23 protein-coding genes are annotated in these 17600 nt (G+C 69.4%); 11 read left to right on the forward strand and 12 right to left on the reverse strand.

The annotated features are described in order from the left end of the window. Positions 1 to 77: 77 nt before the first annotated feature. From VN520_RS14200 to VN520_RS14255, 12 genes are all read right to left on the reverse strand, one after another. Entirely contained in the window at positions 78 to 794 is a 717-nt protein-coding gene (locus tag VN520_RS14200) for an NUDIX domain-containing protein (RefSeq protein WP_325747264.1), read from the reverse strand. 83 nt (positions 795 to 877) lie between these two features. Next, positions 878 to 1324, reverse strand: a complete 447-nt coding sequence (locus VN520_RS14205) for a protein kilB (protein WP_325747265.1) — start codon at positions 1322 to 1324, stop codon at positions 878 to 880. Between the two features lie 17 nt (positions 1325 to 1341). Continuing rightward, entirely contained in the window at positions 1342 to 1530 is a 189-nt protein-coding gene (locus tag VN520_RS14210) for a hypothetical protein (protein WP_325747266.1), read from the reverse strand. A gap of 3 nt (positions 1531 to 1533) precedes the next feature. Next, a complete protein-coding gene (locus VN520_RS14215; RefSeq protein ID WP_325747267.1) occupies positions 1534 to 2109 on the reverse strand; it encodes a hypothetical protein in 576 nt (191 codons plus the stop codon). Positions 2110 to 2134: 25 nt separating this feature from the next. Beyond that, positions 2135 to 2584: a Pycsar system effector family protein gene (locus tag VN520_RS14220; RefSeq protein ID WP_325747268.1), complete on the reverse strand. Its 450-nt coding sequence runs from the start codon at positions 2582 to 2584 to the stop codon at positions 2135 to 2137. A 217-nt stretch (positions 2585 to 2801) separates the two neighbouring features. After that, entirely contained in the window at positions 2802 to 3203 is a 402-nt protein-coding gene (locus VN520_RS14225; RefSeq protein ID WP_325747269.1) for a hypothetical protein, read from the reverse strand. Then, positions 3200 to 3985 carry a ParA family protein gene (locus VN520_RS14230; RefSeq protein WP_325747270.1) on the reverse strand — a complete coding sequence of 262 codons (786 nt, stop codon included), beginning with the start codon at positions 3983 to 3985 and terminating at the stop codon, positions 3200 to 3202. Before VN520_RS14230 ends, VN520_RS14225 begins: the two co-directional genes overlap by 4 nt. A gap of 413 nt (positions 3986 to 4398) precedes the next feature. Next, entirely contained in the window at positions 4399 to 4737 is a 339-nt protein-coding gene (locus VN520_RS14235; RefSeq protein WP_325747271.1) for a hypothetical protein, read from the reverse strand. 80 nt (positions 4738 to 4817) lie between these two features. Beyond that, positions 4818 to 5279, reverse strand: coding sequence for a hypothetical protein (locus VN520_RS14240; protein ID WP_325747272.1), 462 nt, complete (start codon positions 5277 to 5279; stop codon positions 4818 to 4820). Positions 5280 to 5448: 169 nt separating this feature from the next. Further along, a complete protein-coding gene (locus tag VN520_RS14245) occupies positions 5449 to 6063 on the reverse strand; it encodes a hypothetical protein (RefSeq protein ID WP_325747273.1) in 615 nt (204 codons plus the stop codon). Beyond that, positions 6063 to 9470, reverse strand: a complete 3408-nt coding sequence (locus VN520_RS14250) for a DUF927 domain-containing protein (RefSeq protein ID WP_325747274.1) — start codon at positions 9468 to 9470, stop codon at positions 6063 to 6065. Before VN520_RS14250 ends, VN520_RS14245 begins: the two co-directional genes overlap by 1 nt. Positions 9471 to 9935: 465 nt before the next feature. Next, the gene (locus tag VN520_RS14255; protein WP_325747275.1) at positions 9936 to 10685 is read right to left on the reverse strand and encodes a GntR family transcriptional regulator; all 750 of its coding nucleotides are present in this window, start codon (positions 10683 to 10685) and stop codon (positions 9936 to 9938) included. A 212-nt stretch (positions 10686 to 10897) separates the two neighbouring features. Here VN520_RS14255 and VN520_RS14260 point away from each other — a divergent pair, with 212 nt between their 5' ends. The 11 genes from VN520_RS14260 (at position 10898) to VN520_RS14310 (ending at position 17579) form a co-directional block, all read left to right on the forward strand. Next, a complete protein-coding gene (locus VN520_RS14260; protein ID WP_325747276.1) occupies positions 10898 to 11290 on the forward strand; it encodes a hypothetical protein in 393 nt (130 codons plus the stop codon). Positions 11291 to 11380: 90 nt separating this feature from the next. Next, positions 11381 to 11587 carry a hypothetical protein gene (locus VN520_RS14265; RefSeq protein WP_325747277.1) on the forward strand — a complete coding sequence of 69 codons (207 nt, stop codon included), beginning with the start codon at positions 11381 to 11383 and terminating at the stop codon, positions 11585 to 11587. A gap of 1 nt (position 11588) precedes the next feature. Beyond that, entirely contained in the window at positions 11589 to 11750 is a 162-nt protein-coding gene (locus VN520_RS14270) for a hypothetical protein (protein ID WP_325747278.1), read from the forward strand. A 1-nt stretch (position 11751) separates the two neighbouring features. Then, positions 11752 to 11937: a hypothetical protein gene (locus VN520_RS14275; protein WP_325747279.1), complete on the forward strand. Its 186-nt coding sequence runs from the start codon at positions 11752 to 11754 to the stop codon at positions 11935 to 11937. Between the two features lie 2 nt (positions 11938 to 11939). After that, on the forward strand, positions 11940 to 12251 hold the full coding sequence (locus VN520_RS14280) for a hypothetical protein (RefSeq protein WP_325747280.1): 312 nt from the start codon (positions 11940 to 11942) through the stop codon (positions 12249 to 12251). Continuing rightward, positions 12251 to 12436 carry a pRL2-8 gene (locus VN520_RS14285; protein WP_325747281.1) on the forward strand — a complete coding sequence of 62 codons (186 nt, stop codon included), beginning with the start codon at positions 12251 to 12253 and terminating at the stop codon, positions 12434 to 12436. Before VN520_RS14280 ends, VN520_RS14285 begins: the two co-directional genes overlap by 1 nt. A 2-nt stretch (positions 12437 to 12438) precedes the next feature. Then, positions 12439 to 12714: a hypothetical protein gene (locus VN520_RS14290; protein ID WP_325747282.1), complete on the forward strand. Its 276-nt coding sequence runs from the start codon at positions 12439 to 12441 to the stop codon at positions 12712 to 12714. 80 nt (positions 12715 to 12794) lie between these two features. Further along, positions 12795 to 13181 (forward strand): RRQRL motif-containing zinc-binding protein, encoded by a 387-nt coding sequence (locus tag VN520_RS14295; RefSeq protein WP_325747283.1) that lies wholly within the window; start codon positions 12795 to 12797, stop codon positions 13179 to 13181. Between the two features lie 11 nt (positions 13182 to 13192). Beyond that, positions 13193 to 13615, forward strand: coding sequence for a hypothetical protein (locus tag VN520_RS14300; protein ID WP_325747284.1), 423 nt, complete (start codon positions 13193 to 13195; stop codon positions 13613 to 13615). An 80-nt stretch (positions 13616 to 13695) separates the two neighbouring features. Continuing rightward, positions 13696 to 14811: a conjugal transfer protein gene (locus tag VN520_RS14305; protein WP_325747285.1), complete on the forward strand. Its 1116-nt coding sequence runs from the start codon at positions 13696 to 13698 to the stop codon at positions 14809 to 14811. Positions 14812 to 15098: 287 nt separating this feature from the next. After that, positions 15099 to 17579 carry a hypothetical protein gene (locus tag VN520_RS14310; protein ID WP_325747286.1) on the forward strand — a complete coding sequence of 827 codons (2481 nt, stop codon included), beginning with the start codon at positions 15099 to 15101 and terminating at the stop codon, positions 17577 to 17579. The last annotated feature ends 21 nt before the right edge of the window (positions 17580 to 17600 follow it).

Raw genomic sequence — 17600 nt, forward strand, 5'->3', positions numbered from 1 at the left:
CGGCGGGGGTGCGGACGTGCATCTCGGCGCTGTAGTTCTGCGTGGCCATGGTGGGTGTTCCCTTCGGGTGGGTGTTGCTACTGGGAGAGGCGGGAGAGGGCGCGGGCGATCAGGGGCCGGTGGGCGGGGTACAGGGTGCGCCCGGCGTCGGTGATGGCGGTCTCCAGGGCGGCCATCGAGCCCGCCGGGTACCAGGTGGCGTTCAGGGCGTCATCAGCGGCCGTCGCGGTGACGGTGGCGGGCAGGACGTACAGGGCGCTGGTGGAGACCACCCACGCCTGGTCCGTCTGGCGCCAGTCGTCCACCAGGTCCTGTCCGAGGATGAGCGGCTGGTGGGTACTCAGGTCTACGCCGGTTTCCTCGTGGAGCTCCCGGACGAGTGCGGCCGGCGCGGCTTCGCCGGGATCGACCATCCCGCCGGGGATCGCTTCCTGGCAGATGTCGTCCCGGGTGATCAGCAGGATCTGCCGGTCCGGGCCGCTACCGCCGATGACGATCGGGTCGGCCGCCGCGTTTTCGCCCCACTTGCCGAGGTTGCGGCCGCACTTGCCGGTGCGGCCCTGTGGGTGCAGGGGCCAGCCGCGGTGGTCCAGGCGGAACGGTACGAGTGCGTCCTTCTGGCGCTGGGCCCAGTCGGTCACGGAGTCCGGGGTGGCTGCGGCTTCGGTCCAGGAGGGTACTTCGCGGGCCAGAGCCTGCGGCTTCAGCTCAGGAGGGGTGGCATCCAGCGGTGTGTACTGCGGCCAGGCCACGGCCCAGTCGCGGAGATTGGCGGGCACGGTGGTCTCGGTCATGATGGTCTTTCTCCTGGTCTGTGAAGGGCGGGAGGCAAGGGGGGCGGCCGTGCGCCTGGCAGTGGACGGCCGCCCCGGCGTAGTTACGCGCTGAGTGCGGTTCCGGCGGCTTCGACGAGTGCGTCGGTCTTCTGGATGGCGTGGAGTCGGGCGGCGGCGAGCGGCGTTTGCCCGTCTGAGTCGCGGAGTGCGTAGGTGGCGCGGGCGGCTTCCTGCGCGGCCGGTGCGACGGCTGGCAGCAGGAGCTGCACCCGCAGGAGCGGGGCGGTGACCGCGGATCGGGTGCTGTGGCTCTCGGCGCGGGCTGCGGCCCAGTCCTCGCCCCGCAGCCGGAGGTCTTCGCGGATCCACATGGCGCGTCGGTGGTCGGCGAGTGCGGAGGCCAGTTCGGTGACGGCGGTGACTGCTTCGGTGCGGCGGGCGGCGGTCTCGGTGGCGGTGCGTTGGGCGCGTTGGCTGAGGTGTTGGAGGGTGCCGGTGAGTAAAGCGCCAGCGAGGGTGCCGAGTACGGCGACGATGGCGGTGAGCATGCGGGTCTCCTGGTGTGTCAGCGGTTGGTAACGGTCCAGCCCTGGCCGGGGCTGCGGCGGATCATTCCGCCGGGGGTGTGGAGCTGGCCTTGGGCCTGGCCGAGGCCCAAGGCGTCGAGCTGGTTGAGCAGGTCGGCGGCCTGTTCGGCGAGTTGGCGGGCTTGCTCCTCGCGCTCGCGCAGCTCCTGCGCGGTGCCGGTGAACATGGCTCAGTCCTCGTCGTGGGAGTGGAGGGGTGTGATCCGCAGGGGCTGGTTGATGACCCAGTTCCTTTTCGTGAGCCGGTTGGTGACGTCCTTCCGGGCTGCGTCCTCAGAGACTGCGGTGACCGTGCCGGACATCTGGCAGTAGCCGACGGTGTCGGGGGTATCCCTGGAGTCGCTCAGGTTGTCGGCGTGCCACTCGTAGGTGGTCAGGGCCCGGGTGCCGAGCTGGCGTACTCCGGCTTCGTAGGTGCTGCGGGCGGTGCTGCGGGCGTTGGGGTCGCCGGTGAGGTTCGAGGCGAGGGTGCCCCAGGTCATGCCGCCCTCGCGGCAGGCGACGGTCAGGTGCCGGACGCGGCGGGTCAGGTCGTTGACGAGTGCGGCGGTGCCGCGCAGGATCTCGGCGCGCTCGAATTCGTCCAGGGTTGCGATGTCGGTGTATGTGCTGAGGCCGAGAGCGGTGAGCGCGGCGTCCAGGCGGCCGAGGGAGATGGCCTGGGCGAGGTGGCCCTGCTTGTCGTCGGTGTCGGCTTTCCAGTCGATGGTGGTGGTGCCGTTGGTCTGGGTGACGGTGACGGACATGAGTTCCTTCGGTTCTGGGTGGGTGTCAGCGGGTGAGGATGGCGGCGGCGATCAGGATGACGGCGGCGAGGGTGGTGTCTCCGGCGACCCGGAGCAGGCGCATCTTGCGGAGGGCGATCCGGGACAGGGCGGTGAGGCGGGCCGGGCGGCGGTCGGTGGCGAGGGCCTCGGTGATGGCGGCTGGGTCGGCGTCGGCGTAGTAGGTGTAGGAGCTGCGGTCGTCCAGGCCCCGGCCGGTGAGGCGGGGGCGGATGACCAGCAGGGACAGGACCACGGAGCCGATCAGGGCGAGCGCGCCGGCCACGGCCAGGACGAGTGAGAGGCCGTTCAGGTCGGTGCCGGAGAGGCTGAGTGCGGCGACCAGCAGTCCGTCGAGGGTGAGGAGTAATCCGGCCTTGGTGTCAGTGCGGGTCAGGTCCGTTGCGGCGTAGGCGATTGCGGTGTCCAGGTTGGTTGAGGTGCGGTCGTTTTCCATGGCGTCTCCTGTGGTTGATCCGGGGTGCGTGTTTCCCGCACCACTACTGTGTGGGAAACACACACCCTTGTCAAGCGGACTCACGAACTCACGGCCTCATGGCGTCACCAGTGGACGCTTCACTCCCCTCACTCAGGGGCGTTTACACAGGTCAGGGGCGAAACACCCGGCGGTGTTCCACCCCTGACGCTGGCGGCGTTTCAGGCAGCGTTTCAGCTCATCGGATGCGCCGGAGGAGAGCCTTGCGGGTCGGCTCGTGCTCCATGCCCATCCGGATCAGCTCGCGGAAAACCTCCGCCTTGTCCAAGGCCCGCCGTCCGGCGTAGTCGCGGAGCTCCAGGACGAACCGGTCGATCGCGCTGGACTCCTCCGGGTCGAACCGGATCGTGGTCGGGATCGCGTCGGCGGCTGCCGGCGGAGGCTTGCGGCCCCCGCGGGTCCGTCCCGGCCGGGACGGCTGGCGGCCGGCACGCTGCCCCTGGTCCTGGTCCTCGTCCTGCCCCTGGTCCTGGTCCTGGCTGTTCTGTCCGACGCGGAGCCGGTCCAGTTTCGGGGTGAGGACAGGGGGAGCGAGCGGGGACGTCGATGGGGGGATGTTCGGTTCCTTCCGGGCGTTCACGCGGGCACCTCCTTCATGAACCGTTCGGCCAGCAGCTCGAAGGCGGCGCGGGAGGCTCCGCTCTTGGGGACCTGTTCCAGGGGCAGGCCGTGCTCGTCCGCGTACGCGACGACGGACCGCTGAGGGATCACCGCCCAGAGGTCGTCCCCGAAAATCTGGCGGACGCCCTTGAGCTGGTCGCGCTGCCCGCCGACCCGCTGGTCGTACTCCCCCACGATGATGCCGAGGAACGCGAGGTCGGGATTGGCCAGGTCCTCACCGGAGGCCGCAACGAAATCGCGGTACTTCACGGCTCCTCCGATGGAGTCGTGCTCGCACTCGGTGGACGCCACGGCGTAGTGGGCCGCTGCCAGCGCCATCTGGGTCAGGTGGCCGAACGAGGGCTGGCAGTCGATCAGGAGGTAGTCCAGGTGGGTGTCAGCGCCCTTGAGTGCCTTGGCGAAGCGCCGGTAGGCCCCTCGTTGCCCGGCCTCCAACGAGCGGTCCTCCAGGGTGTGCCGGGCGGGCAGCAGGGTGATGCGGTCGGCGAACTCGGTGCGCCAGCCGATCGGCTGCCAGACCTGGGCAGCCACGCCTTCGGCGTTCGCCTCGATCGCCTCCGACGTCGTGAGCTTGCTCGGGTCGTCCTGCCAGCCGAGCCGCCGGGAGGCGTTGCCCTGCGGGTCCATCTCGGCAACACCTACCCGCTTGCCGGCCTTTGCGAGGGCTTCGGCCAGGCGCACGGTGTGCGTGGACTTCTTGGCCCCGCCCTTGTTGTTCCCGATCGCTACACGTCGCGCCATCGGTCCTCCTTCGTGAGTGTCTCGGGCAGCGTAGAGCCTCGTTCGTGACGCCACGACCTCACGGGGCCGGTCCTCCACGAACGGCCGCTGATGGCCCCGCTGTGTACGTCTCTACGCGTATACGGTCGCCGTCAGGGGTCGTTCCGGTCGTTCCGGTCGTTCCGCCCCAGGTCAGAGCCACCTTTTGCGGAACGACCCCGGGTCGTTCCGGGTCGTTCCGGGGGGTCGTTCCGCACGGGAACTGCCCAGAAATGGCCCTTGTCGCGCGCCGCTGTCGCGTCCGGGAGAACCACGGGATTCACCCCTCCTGGGCTGCATAGGTCGCAGGACAGGCACCCGGCGCGACAGGGACGCGCGACAAGCGGGAGGGCCCCCGCCGACGTCGGCGGAGGCCCTCGGGACCGGAGAGTGCGTCAGTTGACTCCGAGGGCCTTGCCCACGGCCTGGCGAGCAAGGGCGACGTACTCGGCGGAGTTGGTGGGGTTGTCTTCCACGGCGGCGAGCCATCCGGTCAGCTCGTGGGGCTGCCAACTGTCCAGGCCGTCCGGGATTTCGTCGTCCTCGTCGTCGCCTGCGGCGTAGGGGACGCACTCGTCCTCGTGGTTCTTCCAGGCGTCGAACCCGAAGGGGCCCTGGTCGCGGATGGAGCCGCACCCCAGGCAGACGGTCAGCTCTGTGTCTGCCGGCAGATGGTCGGGCAGTGACTCGCGCTGCTCGTCGGTCAGCTCCTCGTGGCTGATGGTCTTCAACATGTTCGTGCTCCTGGTGCTCGTGATGGGCAGGAAGGGGGCTCCGTACTCCGGGGTCGGTGTGCTGGGCAGGTGGCGGGTGGTCACTGCTGGCCCTTCCGGTAGACGGGCTCCATCAGCAGCAGCACGGTCTTGAGTGAGATGTCGGTGTCCTCGCGGTCGAAACCGAGCGAGGAGGCGAGAGCGCCGGCCTGTCCCGGCAGTGGCATCGAGGGGAACCGCGGACCGTGGAACGCCTCGGAGTCGCCTTCGAAGTTGGCGGCGTACTGGTGGAAGTTGGCGGCGTACAGCCCGGCGTGGTCGTCCGCGAACGTCATCTCCGCCTCGCGGGAGGCCCAGGCGAAATTCAGCAGCAGTGCGGCGCGGGTCTCGGGCTCGGCTTCGGCCCAGCGCCGCCGCAGGGTGCCGACGATGGCGGCGCGCTCGGCGGTCCCGCCGTAGGTCTCCAGGGTTTCGCGCAGGTCCAGGGTGACGCCTGCGATCTGCATGGTGATGCCGAGCGGGTGCTGGGCGGCCGCCATGTCGTCAAAGGGGTTCGGGTGCACGGGTCCTCCTTGGTCGGGGGTGGTCGGGCTCATTGTGTATCGGCCCGATCCCTTGCAGGGACTGGATACCCGAATGAGTGATGGACTCGTGGGCTAGTGGACTCGTGGCGTCATAAACGGTCCGGGTGAGGGCCGCACCGAACGCGGTGCGGCCCTCACCCGGCGGGGGTCAGTACATCGGGTTGCTGTACGAGGAGCGCTCGACTTCTACGCCGGAGCCGAACGACCCGTCGCCGAAGTCGTCGCAGACCATCTGGACGGCTTCGTCCCTGTCCTTCTTGCTGCCTTGGTCCATGGCCTTGAGGAACTTCACGACCTGGTCGCCGTGGAGGTTGCCCTCCACGACACCGAGCCACTTGCGTTTGCTGGTCTTCCAGGTCCCGGGAATCCGGACGTACAGCGACGACGGAGCGTCCGCGTACGGGTCCGGCTCCTCCTCCTCCTGTCCCTCCTGGCCCTCGGCTTCGCCCTCCTGGCCCTCGCTCTCACCGCCACCGGTCCCACCCCCGGCGGACGGAGGCGAGGGCGGAGCCGAGGGAGCTGCGGGCGGTGCCTCCTCGGCCGGGGCCTCTTCCTTCTTGGCCTTGTCCTTGCTCCGCAGCTTGGCCTTGACCCGGCCGAACAGCCCGCGCTTCGTTGGCTTCTCAGCAGCGGGGGCCGGGGCTTCAGGTGCTGCCGGTGCCGGGGCCGGCAGCTGCTCGGCCGGGGACGGCCCGGCCTCCTGACCCTGGCCCTTGGGCTCCTTGTCCTTGCCCCGCCCGAAGAGGCGTCCGAACATTCCCATCAGCTCTGGCCCTTCTGCTTCGAGTTGTAGAGGTGCATGGCCTTCGACATCTTCTTGACCTCGTCCAGGATCGGCAGGAGGTCAGCGGCCGGGACGCTGTACTCGGGCTTCCACTGCCCGCCGCCCGTACCGAGCTGCATGGCCTCGGGCTTCGCGGCGGTCGGGTCCGGGCTGTCGGAGGCGTACGTCACCGCGTCCACCCGCAGGCTGAGCGGGTGGTGGCCGCTGTCCGCGAACGCCCGCAGGTTGCGGTAGGTGTTGGCGAGCGCGAGGTCCAGGATCATCTGAGCCCAGTCCTGCCGCCAGAAGATGTCTTTCTCGTACGGCAGGCCGGTGGCCCGGTCCTTCTTCGGCTCGCGGCGGCTGAGGTAGCCGCGGAAGCTCTGGTAGAGCATCCCGGACACCTGCTTGGCGTACCGGGCCCCGGGGCGGCCCTCCTCGGCACTGGTCATGATGCGCTCACGGGACAGCCGCAGCTTGTCGTACATGCCGTACAGGGCCCGCTTGCTGTTCTCCCAGACCCACGCCTCCAGCACGTCCGGGGTCCAGCCCTCGAACATCTCGCCCAGCAGGTCCACGCCCGGGGACCGCAGCCAGTACCCGCCCTCCTCGGCCGGCTCGATGTTCAGCTCCGGCAGGCCCTCCAGGGCCAGGCCCGGGAGCTCCCGGACGCGCCAGTACCCGGCCTTGTTCTTCACGTAGGTCCGGCCTTCGGGGTAGTGCGTCGGGTCACCGACACCGAGCCACACCGAGCCGAACGCTGCCAGCCAGGCTGCGTTCTTGTCGTATTGGTGGATCCAGGCCCGCTTGCGCTCCTGGTCGGTGATCTCCTCAACGGGCCGGGTCCACTGCATGGAGACCAGCGGCTTGATTTTCGCCTCGACCGGGGGGACCTGGCGGGCCCTCACCATGTGGGAGACGACGCTGCTGGCCGCGCTGCCGGTGAAATCCTTCGCGGTGACGTTCGGGCTCAGGTAGTACGGGATCACCTGCGGGCTCTCAGCCGGTCCGTGGAGCGTGGACAGCAGGTAGACCATGTACGCGTCCAGAAGGACCTCCGGGGTCGCGGCTGCGCCGAATCCGCCCCGGCCGGGCTCATCGGACCGGTCGAACCGGTCGTCGTACAGCGGCAGCGACACCGACAGCCGCTCACCCTCGCCGCCCCGCGTCTTGAGCGTCATCCAGGAGGACAGGCCCTCGCCCTGGACCACCAGGTCCGACCCGGGCCGGGGGGTCGCCCACGGGTGCGGGGTCGGACCCTGCGGCCCCTTGTAGTCCTCCAGCTCCTCGGGCATCCGCTCGTCATACGACGGCAGGCCCATCGCCAGCGCGGCGGACTCGTGGAGCCACAGCGTCCGCAGCCCGTACGCGGTCATCAGGTCCGGGACCTGGTCCACGTTCTCCGGCATCGGCACCGCGACCGGCTCGTGGTTGGCCAGGTGCAGCCACCCGTCACCGAGCACACCGAAGGCGAGGGCACCGCGCGTGCGGCCCTTCGCCTTCGCCTCCAGCAGCAGCCACTCCTTGTCCAGCCGGTCGTCTCCCGTCTCGTACATCCGGGCCGTAGGGAACACCACGGCGGGCGGCTCGACCGGCATCGGCGGAACGACTACCGGGGCCGGGGCCGACTCGGTGCCGGCGGGCGCGAGGTCGAACAGCACGAAGTCCGGCTCCGGGCTCGGGCCTCCGTCGTCGTCCGGGGCCTGGCTGTCGCCGCCGTCGCCGCCGTCGCCGGGCTCGTCCTCGTCGGGCGCGAACAGCTCGGCCGCCCGTGTGGTGTTGAAGCAGTGCATCCGGTTGCCGATCTTCCCCCGGACCGCCTTCGGCAGGAGCTTCTGCGCGTTCTTCCCGGTGCCCCGCTCGTGGACGCCCAGCTCGTCCAGGGCTCGCAGCGCAGCCGTGAGATTGTCCACGCCGATCTGCGTGGCGGCCTCCCGTACGACGGGGTCGATGACCCACCACAGACCCTCTTCGGACTGCTGGAACCCGCGCGGCTTGCGGTAGCCCTCGGTGGAGACCTGGAGGACTTCCTCCATCTCCGGGAAGAGGGCCGCCTCGATGCGCAGGGCGTCCAGCGCGTTCCACAGCCGCTCACTGTCGGGCGTGTTCGCCTCGGCGCTGACCTCGATGGCCTCGGCCAGTCGTGCGGCGGCCTCCTGCTCAGCGACCTGGCCCAGGCAGGGCACGCCGATGGCCTGTCCGAGCATGTGGGCGCCCACGACCCAGGCCATGTGCAGCTCGGCGATGGTGCCCGCGATGCCGCCGCCTTCGGGCCGGTACTTCGCGCACAGCTCCAGGTGCAGCTTCCGGAGCTTGGCAAGGTTCTCGGCCTTGTACATGCCCTTGCGGATGGCCCACTCCAGCGGCCACCCGCCGAAGTCCGTTGCCAGTCGCTTGAGCCGTTTGCTGATGTGCTCGGCTCCCTGGTGCTTCCCGCTGGCCGGGCCGCCCTCGGCATCGACCATCTTGTTCGGGAAGAACGGGGCTTGGAACTCCTGGAGCCGCGACGCCAGGTCTTCCGTCTGGCCCTCGTACTTGAGCGGTTCGTTCGAGCTGGAGAGGATGACGGAGTGCCAGAAGCCGTCCGACTCGCGCGGCGAGCCGTCGGCGGTGCCCATGGCGCGGATCGCGCCGGACACCATCTGGCTGATCTCGCGGGACGACTCCTTGATGGTCCGGCCGCTGGAGCTGTGCTCGTCCAGGGCGAGCGGGAGGTAACCGCGGAGCCGCAGGTTCTGAGTGATGCCCTGCTTCGAGGCGTTCCAGGTCATCCAGAGGGACTGCCGCTTGGGCTTGATGTCCCCGTAGCAGCCCGCGCAGATCACCAGCATGGTGCTCTTGCCCTGCTGGCCGGGGCCGTGCAACGAGACCATGTGCGCGAGCATGTCCAAGGTGTCCAGCACGGGTCCGGCGAAGTACGCGCCGACGACCAGGGCGGCCTTGCCGTCCATGCTCGTCCACGCACCGATCTCGTCCCACGCATCGCGTGCGGCGTCTTCCTTGCCCCGCAGCACGCGGTACCCGAGGGTCTGCGCCTCGGAGGCCGGAAAGACCAGGTGGCCTTCGTCGTCGTAGTACGTCCGGGCCGACTCGACGGGGGCCTCGTCGCCTTCCTCGCGGATGAGCCGCGCGAACGCGTGCCGCTCGTCGTTCCCGGTCGGCCGGCGCATCCCCATCTTCGCGGCCCACGTGCCACGGTCCAACTCGTCCTCGGTGAGGATGCGGGCCTTGCGCTGCCGCTTCCCGAGGGCCAGGTACTCGGTGCGGATGTCCTCGCCGTCATCGGTGAGGTGCACGATCGTCGCCTTGATCTTCGGAACCTGGCCGATGGGGAGGAGGTCATCCTCCGGGTTCTGGCGGTGCATGACCATGCGGTCGGCGGCCCGGTAGTACCAGCCGCGTTTCATGCCCGCGATCGGGCGGCACCCTGCCGGGTGGCCGCTGCGGGTCTCCAGATTCGACACCGCCCCGGGCTGCCGCCGCCGACGCTGAGGAAGAACCTCATCCTCAGCGTCGGCGGCGGCAGGGGGCTCGGTGGAAGGGTGGGTCACGTTGCGCCTTTCGCGGCCCACTGGCGCAGTGCGACTCCCCCGGGAGACTGGATCTGTCTCCCACGTCGGGGCTGTCCGGACAGCGATGGGGGAGAAATCTCCCTACCCCTGCCTTACACTCGACAGCAGACCTTCTGATTGGTCGCCGTGAGCCCTTCTTCCGGGACTTCGACTCGCGGTCAGGCTTCGAACCCTGACCGAGAGCCCGGATTGGGGCTCGCGGCATTTTTGCGTTTAGGGATCTTCAGTTGTGGTTCGGAAGCTTACGCCCTGGTGAGGACATTCCTACACGGAGTGGGGACACCACACGTGGCGGTCGGCTCAGTTGTCGAGTTCGTACTCGTACACCGAGCGTCGTCCGGACTGGCTGATGCTGATCCCGAACTCGACCACGACGTTCTCCCCGTCCTTGAGGGTCGTGGTCGACTCCTTCAGGGCCGCGGGCAGGGTCAGGCCCAGGAGTGCAGCGTCCTCCTCAGTGGCGAGCCTGGTGTCGAGAGAGTCGCAGCCGTACACGGCGTGTCGACCCGTGCGCTTCTCCAGGTAGGTCCAGCTCCCCTCCGGAATGCGCTCCGCTTCGAGGAGCCGAGGGGCAGCCTCCGCGAGTTCGCCGTCGTACCAGCTGGTTGACGCGCTGACCGGCTGGTCCTCCTTGTTGTAGGTCACACGCACGCGCTTGATGGCAGGTGCGCCGGCCTCGATGCTGAGCGCGGTGGCGACGTCTGCGGGCGCGGGGACCAGCTCGGCGCTGACAATTCGGGCGTACTCGCCCGGGGTGTAGATCTTCCCGGTCCTACGGACGGCTGAGGCCCGGTCACGGCCGGTGTGGTGCATCTTCGGGGCGTTCTCGCAGACGCGAGTACCGACACCCGGAACACTCTCGGCCAAGCCTTCGGCCTTGAGCGCGGTGAGCACCTTCTGCGCGGTTACGCGGGAGATGCCCCATTCCTTCGCCAGGTCCCTGTCTGACGGAACCATGTCTCCGGGGCGGAGTTCTCCAGCTTCGATCTGCGCTCGAATATGCGCGATGACCTGCATGTACGGCGGTAGCGATCGTTCGATGGCGGGCATGGCGACCTCTCCCCTGTTCGATGGGTTTCGAGATCAGGCTAGCCCATGGACCCCTGGCGGCCAAGCGGCTAGTCCACTTGGCCGCCAGCCTTGACAACGGCTAGCGGCTAGGCCACCTTTATGCCACGGAAACCACGACGGCCCCAGTCCGGTATCTCACCTCCGGACCAGGGCCTGAGACCTAACCGCCTGCCTGAACAGGGGTTGATCCTGTGTCTGATCGTAGGGACTACATCCGAGTCGTACACACCAGCACCATGCGCGGCCACATCGATCTGGTGGCCGTCGAGCGCGCGGTGAACGGCGAGGCGCCGGCGTACATGACGCCCGACGAGAAGCGCGCCGCCGCCGATGTCCTCGTCAAGAACAACTTCGGGGTCAAGGAGATCTCGGAGCGGACCGGTGTCCGGCCCGCGCTCCTGACCCAGTGGTTCCCCCACCTCGCACCGCAGCGACTGGGCGAGCCCAAGTGCGGCACCGTTCGCGGTTACCGCCGTCACCACAGCCGCGGCGAGAAGGCGTGCACCCTCTGCCGCACGGCGAACAGCACCGTCGACCGGGCGCGTCGGACCTTCCAGCCGATCCCGAACGAGTTGGTGGCGTGATGGACGACTCCCAGCACCAGGACCTGTCTCAGAAGGTCAAGAAGGTCAACGACAACTCGTCCAAGGACAAGTCCGGAAAGAGGGGCTGACGTGCCGATCTTCCGCAGCCGTGAGACCCGGCTCGATGACAACGACCGGACGGTCGCCCTGCTCGACGCCGCCGACCGCGCTTTCGAGCAGGAGCCCGAGACCGACCTTGCCGCCGACTTCGAGTCGGTCGTCATGGAGGGCCTCCTCACCGACCGGGCCGTCCCCGTCTACCCGCCCGCTGGCCACACCTACCCGAGGAAGGACTGACGTGGAGAACGAGACCCGGGCCGACGACACCGAGCGCACCGACCGGATGCTCCAGGAGCTTTTCACCGGCCCGAACGGTGACTTCGAGCGCGTGCTGTGGCAGGCGCTGCCGTCCGGTCCTGACTACCCGCCCACCGGCCACACCTACCCGAGGAGGGGCTGACATGGAGCCGACTCTCTACTCGCTGGTCCTCGGACCCCGAGGAGGCGAGGAGTCCTCCTTCGACCGCGCTCTGGCCGCCAACGTCGTGGACGCCCGCTCCTGCGCCCTGATGCGCGACAGCCACGGCGAGGCCATGGCCCACCAGGAAATCAACAAGCTGCTCGACCTCCGCGAAAAGGGGATCTGACCATGGCGAACACCCGCAAGCTGAACCGCGAGATCGCGGTGGCACAGGACCGACTCAACGGCATCCGCAACCAGGAGCAGTCCAGCCTCCGGGCCGGGGACCAGGCCAAGATGGCGGGCCTCGTGAGCGTCGGGATCGTCAAGGCGGTGCAGGGCAAGCGGGCCCCGATGGCCGAGCGTGCCGCCGGACGCATCTGGGCCCGCGCCGAGGAGGAGGCCGCGGCCGACCTCCGGGTGCTGGAGGCCGAGCGGCAGCAGGCCATCACCGTAGAGGCCGCCGCCCGCCGCGACCGCAAGAAGGGCGGCTGGTTCTGATGGCCAGCCAGAGGGCGATGAACCCGCCGCCGGGGGAGTGCCGGCAGTGCTGGCTCCATGCGGAGGACAGCCGTGCCCAGCACGCGCACCTGGGCCCGCGCGAGGACTGCCCGGCCTGCGTCGATCACATGCTCCACGGCCACGGAAACATGATCGTGCCCGGCAAGCGCAAGGGGTGGTGGTGACCATGGCTCGCGTTCCCGAGCTGGCCGCGCTCCTGGTGGCCGCCGGGCTGGCCGGTCTGGTGAGTGAGGGCGGGATGCCGCTCGCCGCTGGGCTCCTGGTCCTGGCCGTGGCCGCTGTCGGAACCCTGTCGGTCTCCCTGGCCTACTGCCTGCCGTCCCTGGTCACCGCACTCACCGCCCGCCAGGTGAGTGCCCCGGCCCCGATGTCTCCGATCCGTGACCTCAATCGGGTGCCGGTGGTGAGTGAACCGGTGAGGCTCCTGCGGTTGCGTGAGTGACCTACCCCCCTGGTGGCGTCGTGGACTCACCACGCCACGACGCCACCGCATCAATCTGACCAGCGAGGAGGTGACCCGCAGTGAAGTTCTACGACCCGACCGGCGAGACGTACGGCATCCCGACCTTCCCGCGCCGCCTGGCCCCCGAGGGGCTGGCCACCCGCCGCCAGCTCCGGGCGAAGGGCCTGCGCCCCGGCGGCCAGGACGTCGCCGCGCAGATCCTCTGGCACGGCCGCCGCGACCCGCTCACCCGCACCCGGCCCGTCCGGGCCGCGTACCTCTACCGCCTCGACCTGGCCCTGCCGGTCAGGCCGATGACCCCCGGCCGGGCACGTGCCGTCGCCGCGATGATGCGCGCCCGCCGGACCTGTCCGCTCTGTGAGGTCACCTACTCCTACGTCATCCCGACGTCCCTGGGCTGCTGCCCGGGATGCGCCGACCACCCGACGACCGCGCTCGCGGCCTGAGAGGAACCGACATGAACCCCGAGATCCCCCACCAGCAGCAGCGGCACCTCCCGCAGCCGTTCCCCGCCCAGGCCGCGCCCGCGCACCACCGCCCGCCGGCCGTCGAGTACCGCGACGGCGTCCCGTACCACTACACGATCGGCCAGCAGCCGCAGCAGATCGTCGTGCAGCTCCCCGAGACCGCCTCGATGTCTCCGGCCCAGCGAGAGCTGGTCGTCAACGTCGTGCTCCTCCTGGTCGTCGCCGTGGTCCTGTGCGGCTGCGTCATCGGCCTGGTCGTCATCGCCGGAGGCACCCTCATGGGCCTGATCGGCACCATCGGCGCGAACGCCGTCCCGGTCGGCCTGACCGCCGTGGGCGCGATCGTCGCCGCCGGGTGGCTCGTCACCAAGCTCAAGGGACTCGCCCAGACCGCCGTAGAAGACAAGAAGTAGCCCTCACCTGCGCCAGCACTCACCTGATGACGCCACGAGCCCAAGACGGCGCGACGTCACCAAGACCGGAAGGACACCCCATGTTCAACCGCACCAAGACCGACGACACCCCCCAGCCGACCGAGGACCACGAAGAGGCCGGCCCCCGGCTCCGGACGCTGACCCGCATCCAGAAGACCGTCCTGGTCGCCGCCGTCATCCCGATGCTCGCGGTCGGCGTCGCCGGTGGCATCGGGACCTACAACAACCTCGGCGCGAAGTACGGCAGCGAGACCGCCCTCGGTGCCCTCGCTGCCGGTGAGGGCGCAACCGCCGTCCTCGCCCTGGTCCTCCTGGTCACCACGCTCCTGGGCCAGTCCGCCCCGCTCCTGGTCCGCATCGGCCTCTGGGCCCTGCCCGCCGCCGCCGCCGTCATGGGCGCCACCGCCGCCACGACCCCCGGCCAGACCATCGTCTACGCCCTGACCCCGATGGCGATCACCGCCGCCGCCGAAGGCGTCGCCTTCCTGAGCCGCCGCGTCGTCATCCACCAGGAAGGCCGCGACATCGAGGCGGAGGCCCGCGCCGCCGCCATCGTCCGGGACCTCGCCTACCACCAGGCCCGCGCCGCCGGACACCCCGACACGTCCAAGCGCAAGGCGTCGGAGAAGAAGGCATGGAAGCTCGCCGCGAAGGTCGGCGGCGGTGACGTCCGTCTCGGCGCGGACCTGATGGACATCCAGCGCGACCGGATCGGCGCGGGCGCGAACGCCGCCCTTGAGCGGATGTTCGGCGGTACGGCACTCACCACGACCCCCGCGCTGCCCGCCGCGTCCGCCGACACCCGCCCCGCCCTCCCCGCCGCATCCGCTGATGACGCCACGAACTCGCGAGCCCAGGAGTCCACCATCCGCACGGATACGGACGGACGTCCGAACCGGACCGGCTCTGACCAGCAGGAAGAGACCGAAAGTGTCCGCCCGGACCTCAAGGTCGTCCCCACCGAGAAGCCGCAGAAGCGCAGCATTCGCGCCGACGTCTTCGGCATGGTCGCGGACGGCGTCCAGGACGTCCGCACGGTGCTCGACGCCATCGCCACCCGCCACAACCGCCCGGCCGACGACCCGGCCCTGAAGTCCACGGTCCACAAGTACGTCCGCGAGGCATCCGCGCAGACGTCCGCCGACGACGCCGCCCACGCGGGTCAGTACCTCTAGCCCCCGAAAAAGTCCGGCCGGTGGTGTCACAAATCCGCCCCCGGCCGGACTTGGGCCAGGTGAGAGATCCGAAGAAGTCCCGGCCGGAGTGTCACACGGCCGCCAATTCCGACACCTCTACCAGGTGAAGGAGCCGTACGAAATCTGTCCACAGGCCAGGTGACGCACGGTGTCAGACCCACCCGAAATGATCGAGGGATCACCGCCCGGCAGGCCCACTCCTGCCAGAGACACAGCCTGCCGGGCGGCCAGGTCCCCAGCACAGCGAGGGGAATCCCGTGCACAGCATGACTGCCGCACTCGCGGCCCCACCACCCGAGCCGGACGCCCAGGAGGGCGGATGGCTCGCTGACGCGTTCACGCTCCTCTGGGACGCCGCCGCGAGCGTCCTCCCCGGGGGCGACCTCGGTGTCCTCGGCCTCCTCCTCTTCCTCGGCTGGATGGGCGACCAGGCCAGCAAGCGTAAGAAGGCCGGCGGGACCGCCAAGACCCGCAAGCCCGGGAGCTGGAAGGCACCGTTCCTCGCCGTCTGGAGCCTCCTGACCTTCCTGGCCCGCACCGTCCGCGCCGTGGCCCGCTTCTACGGCGGCCGGGAGCTCCGGGGCCCCGCCCGCTCCACCGCGACGACCTGGTCCGCCGGGACGCGCCTCAGCGACACCACCGTCGCCCCGGTCGCCTCCATGGCCTCCGTCGCCTTCGTCCCGCCCAAGGTCAGCCTGATCAAGCAGCCCCGCCGCGCGCCCAGCCTCTGGGCCCGCAAGGCCGCTACCTGGCTCAACACCTACCGGGGCCGGGGTGCCAGGTGGCTGGACCGCGCCGTACGGGCAGTTCTCTGGGCCGCCCGGATCACCGGCAAGGTGTGGCGGGCCGGGCGCGCGACGGCCCGCACGCTGCGGAACTGGGGCTGCTGGCCGTACGCCGCCAGGGCCCTGACCCGCGTCATCGTCACCGCACTCGTGGTGTTCTCCGTCGTCCCGGCCTGGGACGTCTGGGCCCTCCTGGTGGCCGTGCTCGCCACCGCCGCCCTGGGCCCGCTCCTGCCCAAGATGGTGCCGACCGAGCCCGGCGACGACGTCGTGTACGGCCCGAAGCTCTGGATCGTCCTCCGCGAAGACCTGGACCTGCCCGACGACGAGCCCCGCCAGAACTGGCTCCAGCTCCCCAAGCGCCTGGGCGACGAGGGCGCACGCATTGTGGTCCGCCTGCCCTGGACGTTCCGCGGCTCCGACCTGGAAAAGGAGTCGATGACCTCGCTCATCAACTCCCGCCTGCCGGGGGAGTGGGCGGGACGGTTCACTTTCCGGGGCGAGCACCCCACCGCCGTCTACACCCACAAGCCGCCGCCCAAGCCGCCGGCCCCCGCGCCCGCGCCGCCGAAGGCCGTGGACATCGAGGAGCCGCGTATCCAGGAGGCCCTGGCCAACCTGGGCCCGGACGAGTTCCTCCTCGGCGTGGACGAGAAAAACGAGCTGGTTATCCGCGAGATGACCGGCAACAACGCGCACTGGGCCTACTCGGTCGGCTCCGGTGGTGGAAAGTCCACCACCCTCCAGTGGCTCGCCGTCCAGATGCTCATGAAGGGCGGCATCATCGTCGGCGTGGACCCGAAGCTCATCAGCCTCGCTCCGCTCGAAGGAATTCCCGGCGTCTACCTCTACCAGGACCCGCAGAACGGCCAGGACATGCGCGAGGCTATTTACTGGGTAGCCGACGTGGTTATGGCCCGCTTCTACGAAATCAAGCAGGGTACGCAAAAGGGGTTCCCGCCGCTCTACATGTTCCTGGAAGAGAGCAACGAACTTGCCGGGATTCTCCGGAACGTGTGGAACAAGATTCGGGTAAAGAAGGGGGATGACAAGGACCCCGCCGCCGATCCCATTTGGGAAGAGGCGGTTGGAAAGATCCTCCGGTTCGGGCGCGCGGCGAACGTGCACATTCTCGCCGTGTTCCAGGATTTCAAGGACAACGAATTTAGCGGCCAGTCCCTCCGGCCTCTTTTCCCGTTTAAGGTGCTCGGTAGTTACGACCCTCACCAGTGGGAGCGGATTACCGGAATGCCGAAGAACACAGCGCCGCCGAATGTGCGGAAGGCCGGTCTAATGGTCACCGTCACGAACGGCGTGCCTTTCTCCTATCAGACGCCGTACCTCTTCCTTGACGGAGAGGACGGGGAAAGGCGGCCCGCGACCGAGGAGGAGGCCAAGGACCTCTACAACAAGCTCTACCAGCAGCTCCGCAGCACCCACGCGTGGAACCACCACGGCCTCTACAGCGAGCCGCCCGAGCACAGCCCCGAGGGCATCCCGAAGCTCCTCCAGGGCCGCGTGGAGGGCCTGTCACGTGACGCTGGCCCCAACACCCCGAACGGGGCCTCTGAGGGGGGTCTGAGCGACGAAACCGCAGGTCGCGGTGTCACGCCCGAGGGCGACGTGACACCCGGCGTGACACCCCAGCGTGACAGGCTGCGGCTCATCCCCGGGCAGGCCGGCGGAGAGGGCTCCCAGGACCCCCTGGCGGCCCCCGTGCTCCTCAGCGTGGCCGAGATCGCCCGCGAGATGCAGGCCCGCGGCTACGACATCGAGGCGGGCCTGATCCGCACCCACAAGTCCCGCCGGGACAAGGGCGTGAACAACGGATTCCCCACCGGAATCGGTGAGGGCCGCGACGAGAAGTTCACGCTGGACCAGCTCGTCACCTACTACGAACAGCGCGGCGTCAAGAAGCGCGAAGAAAGCGAGAACGAGGCAGAGCAGGGCGACGCTGTCTGACCTGCGGAAACACAGAAACGG

Source organism: Streptomyces sp. (genome assembly GCF_035563135.1).
Taxonomy (GTDB): Bacteria; Actinomycetota; Actinomycetes; order Streptomycetales; family Streptomycetaceae; genus Streptomyces.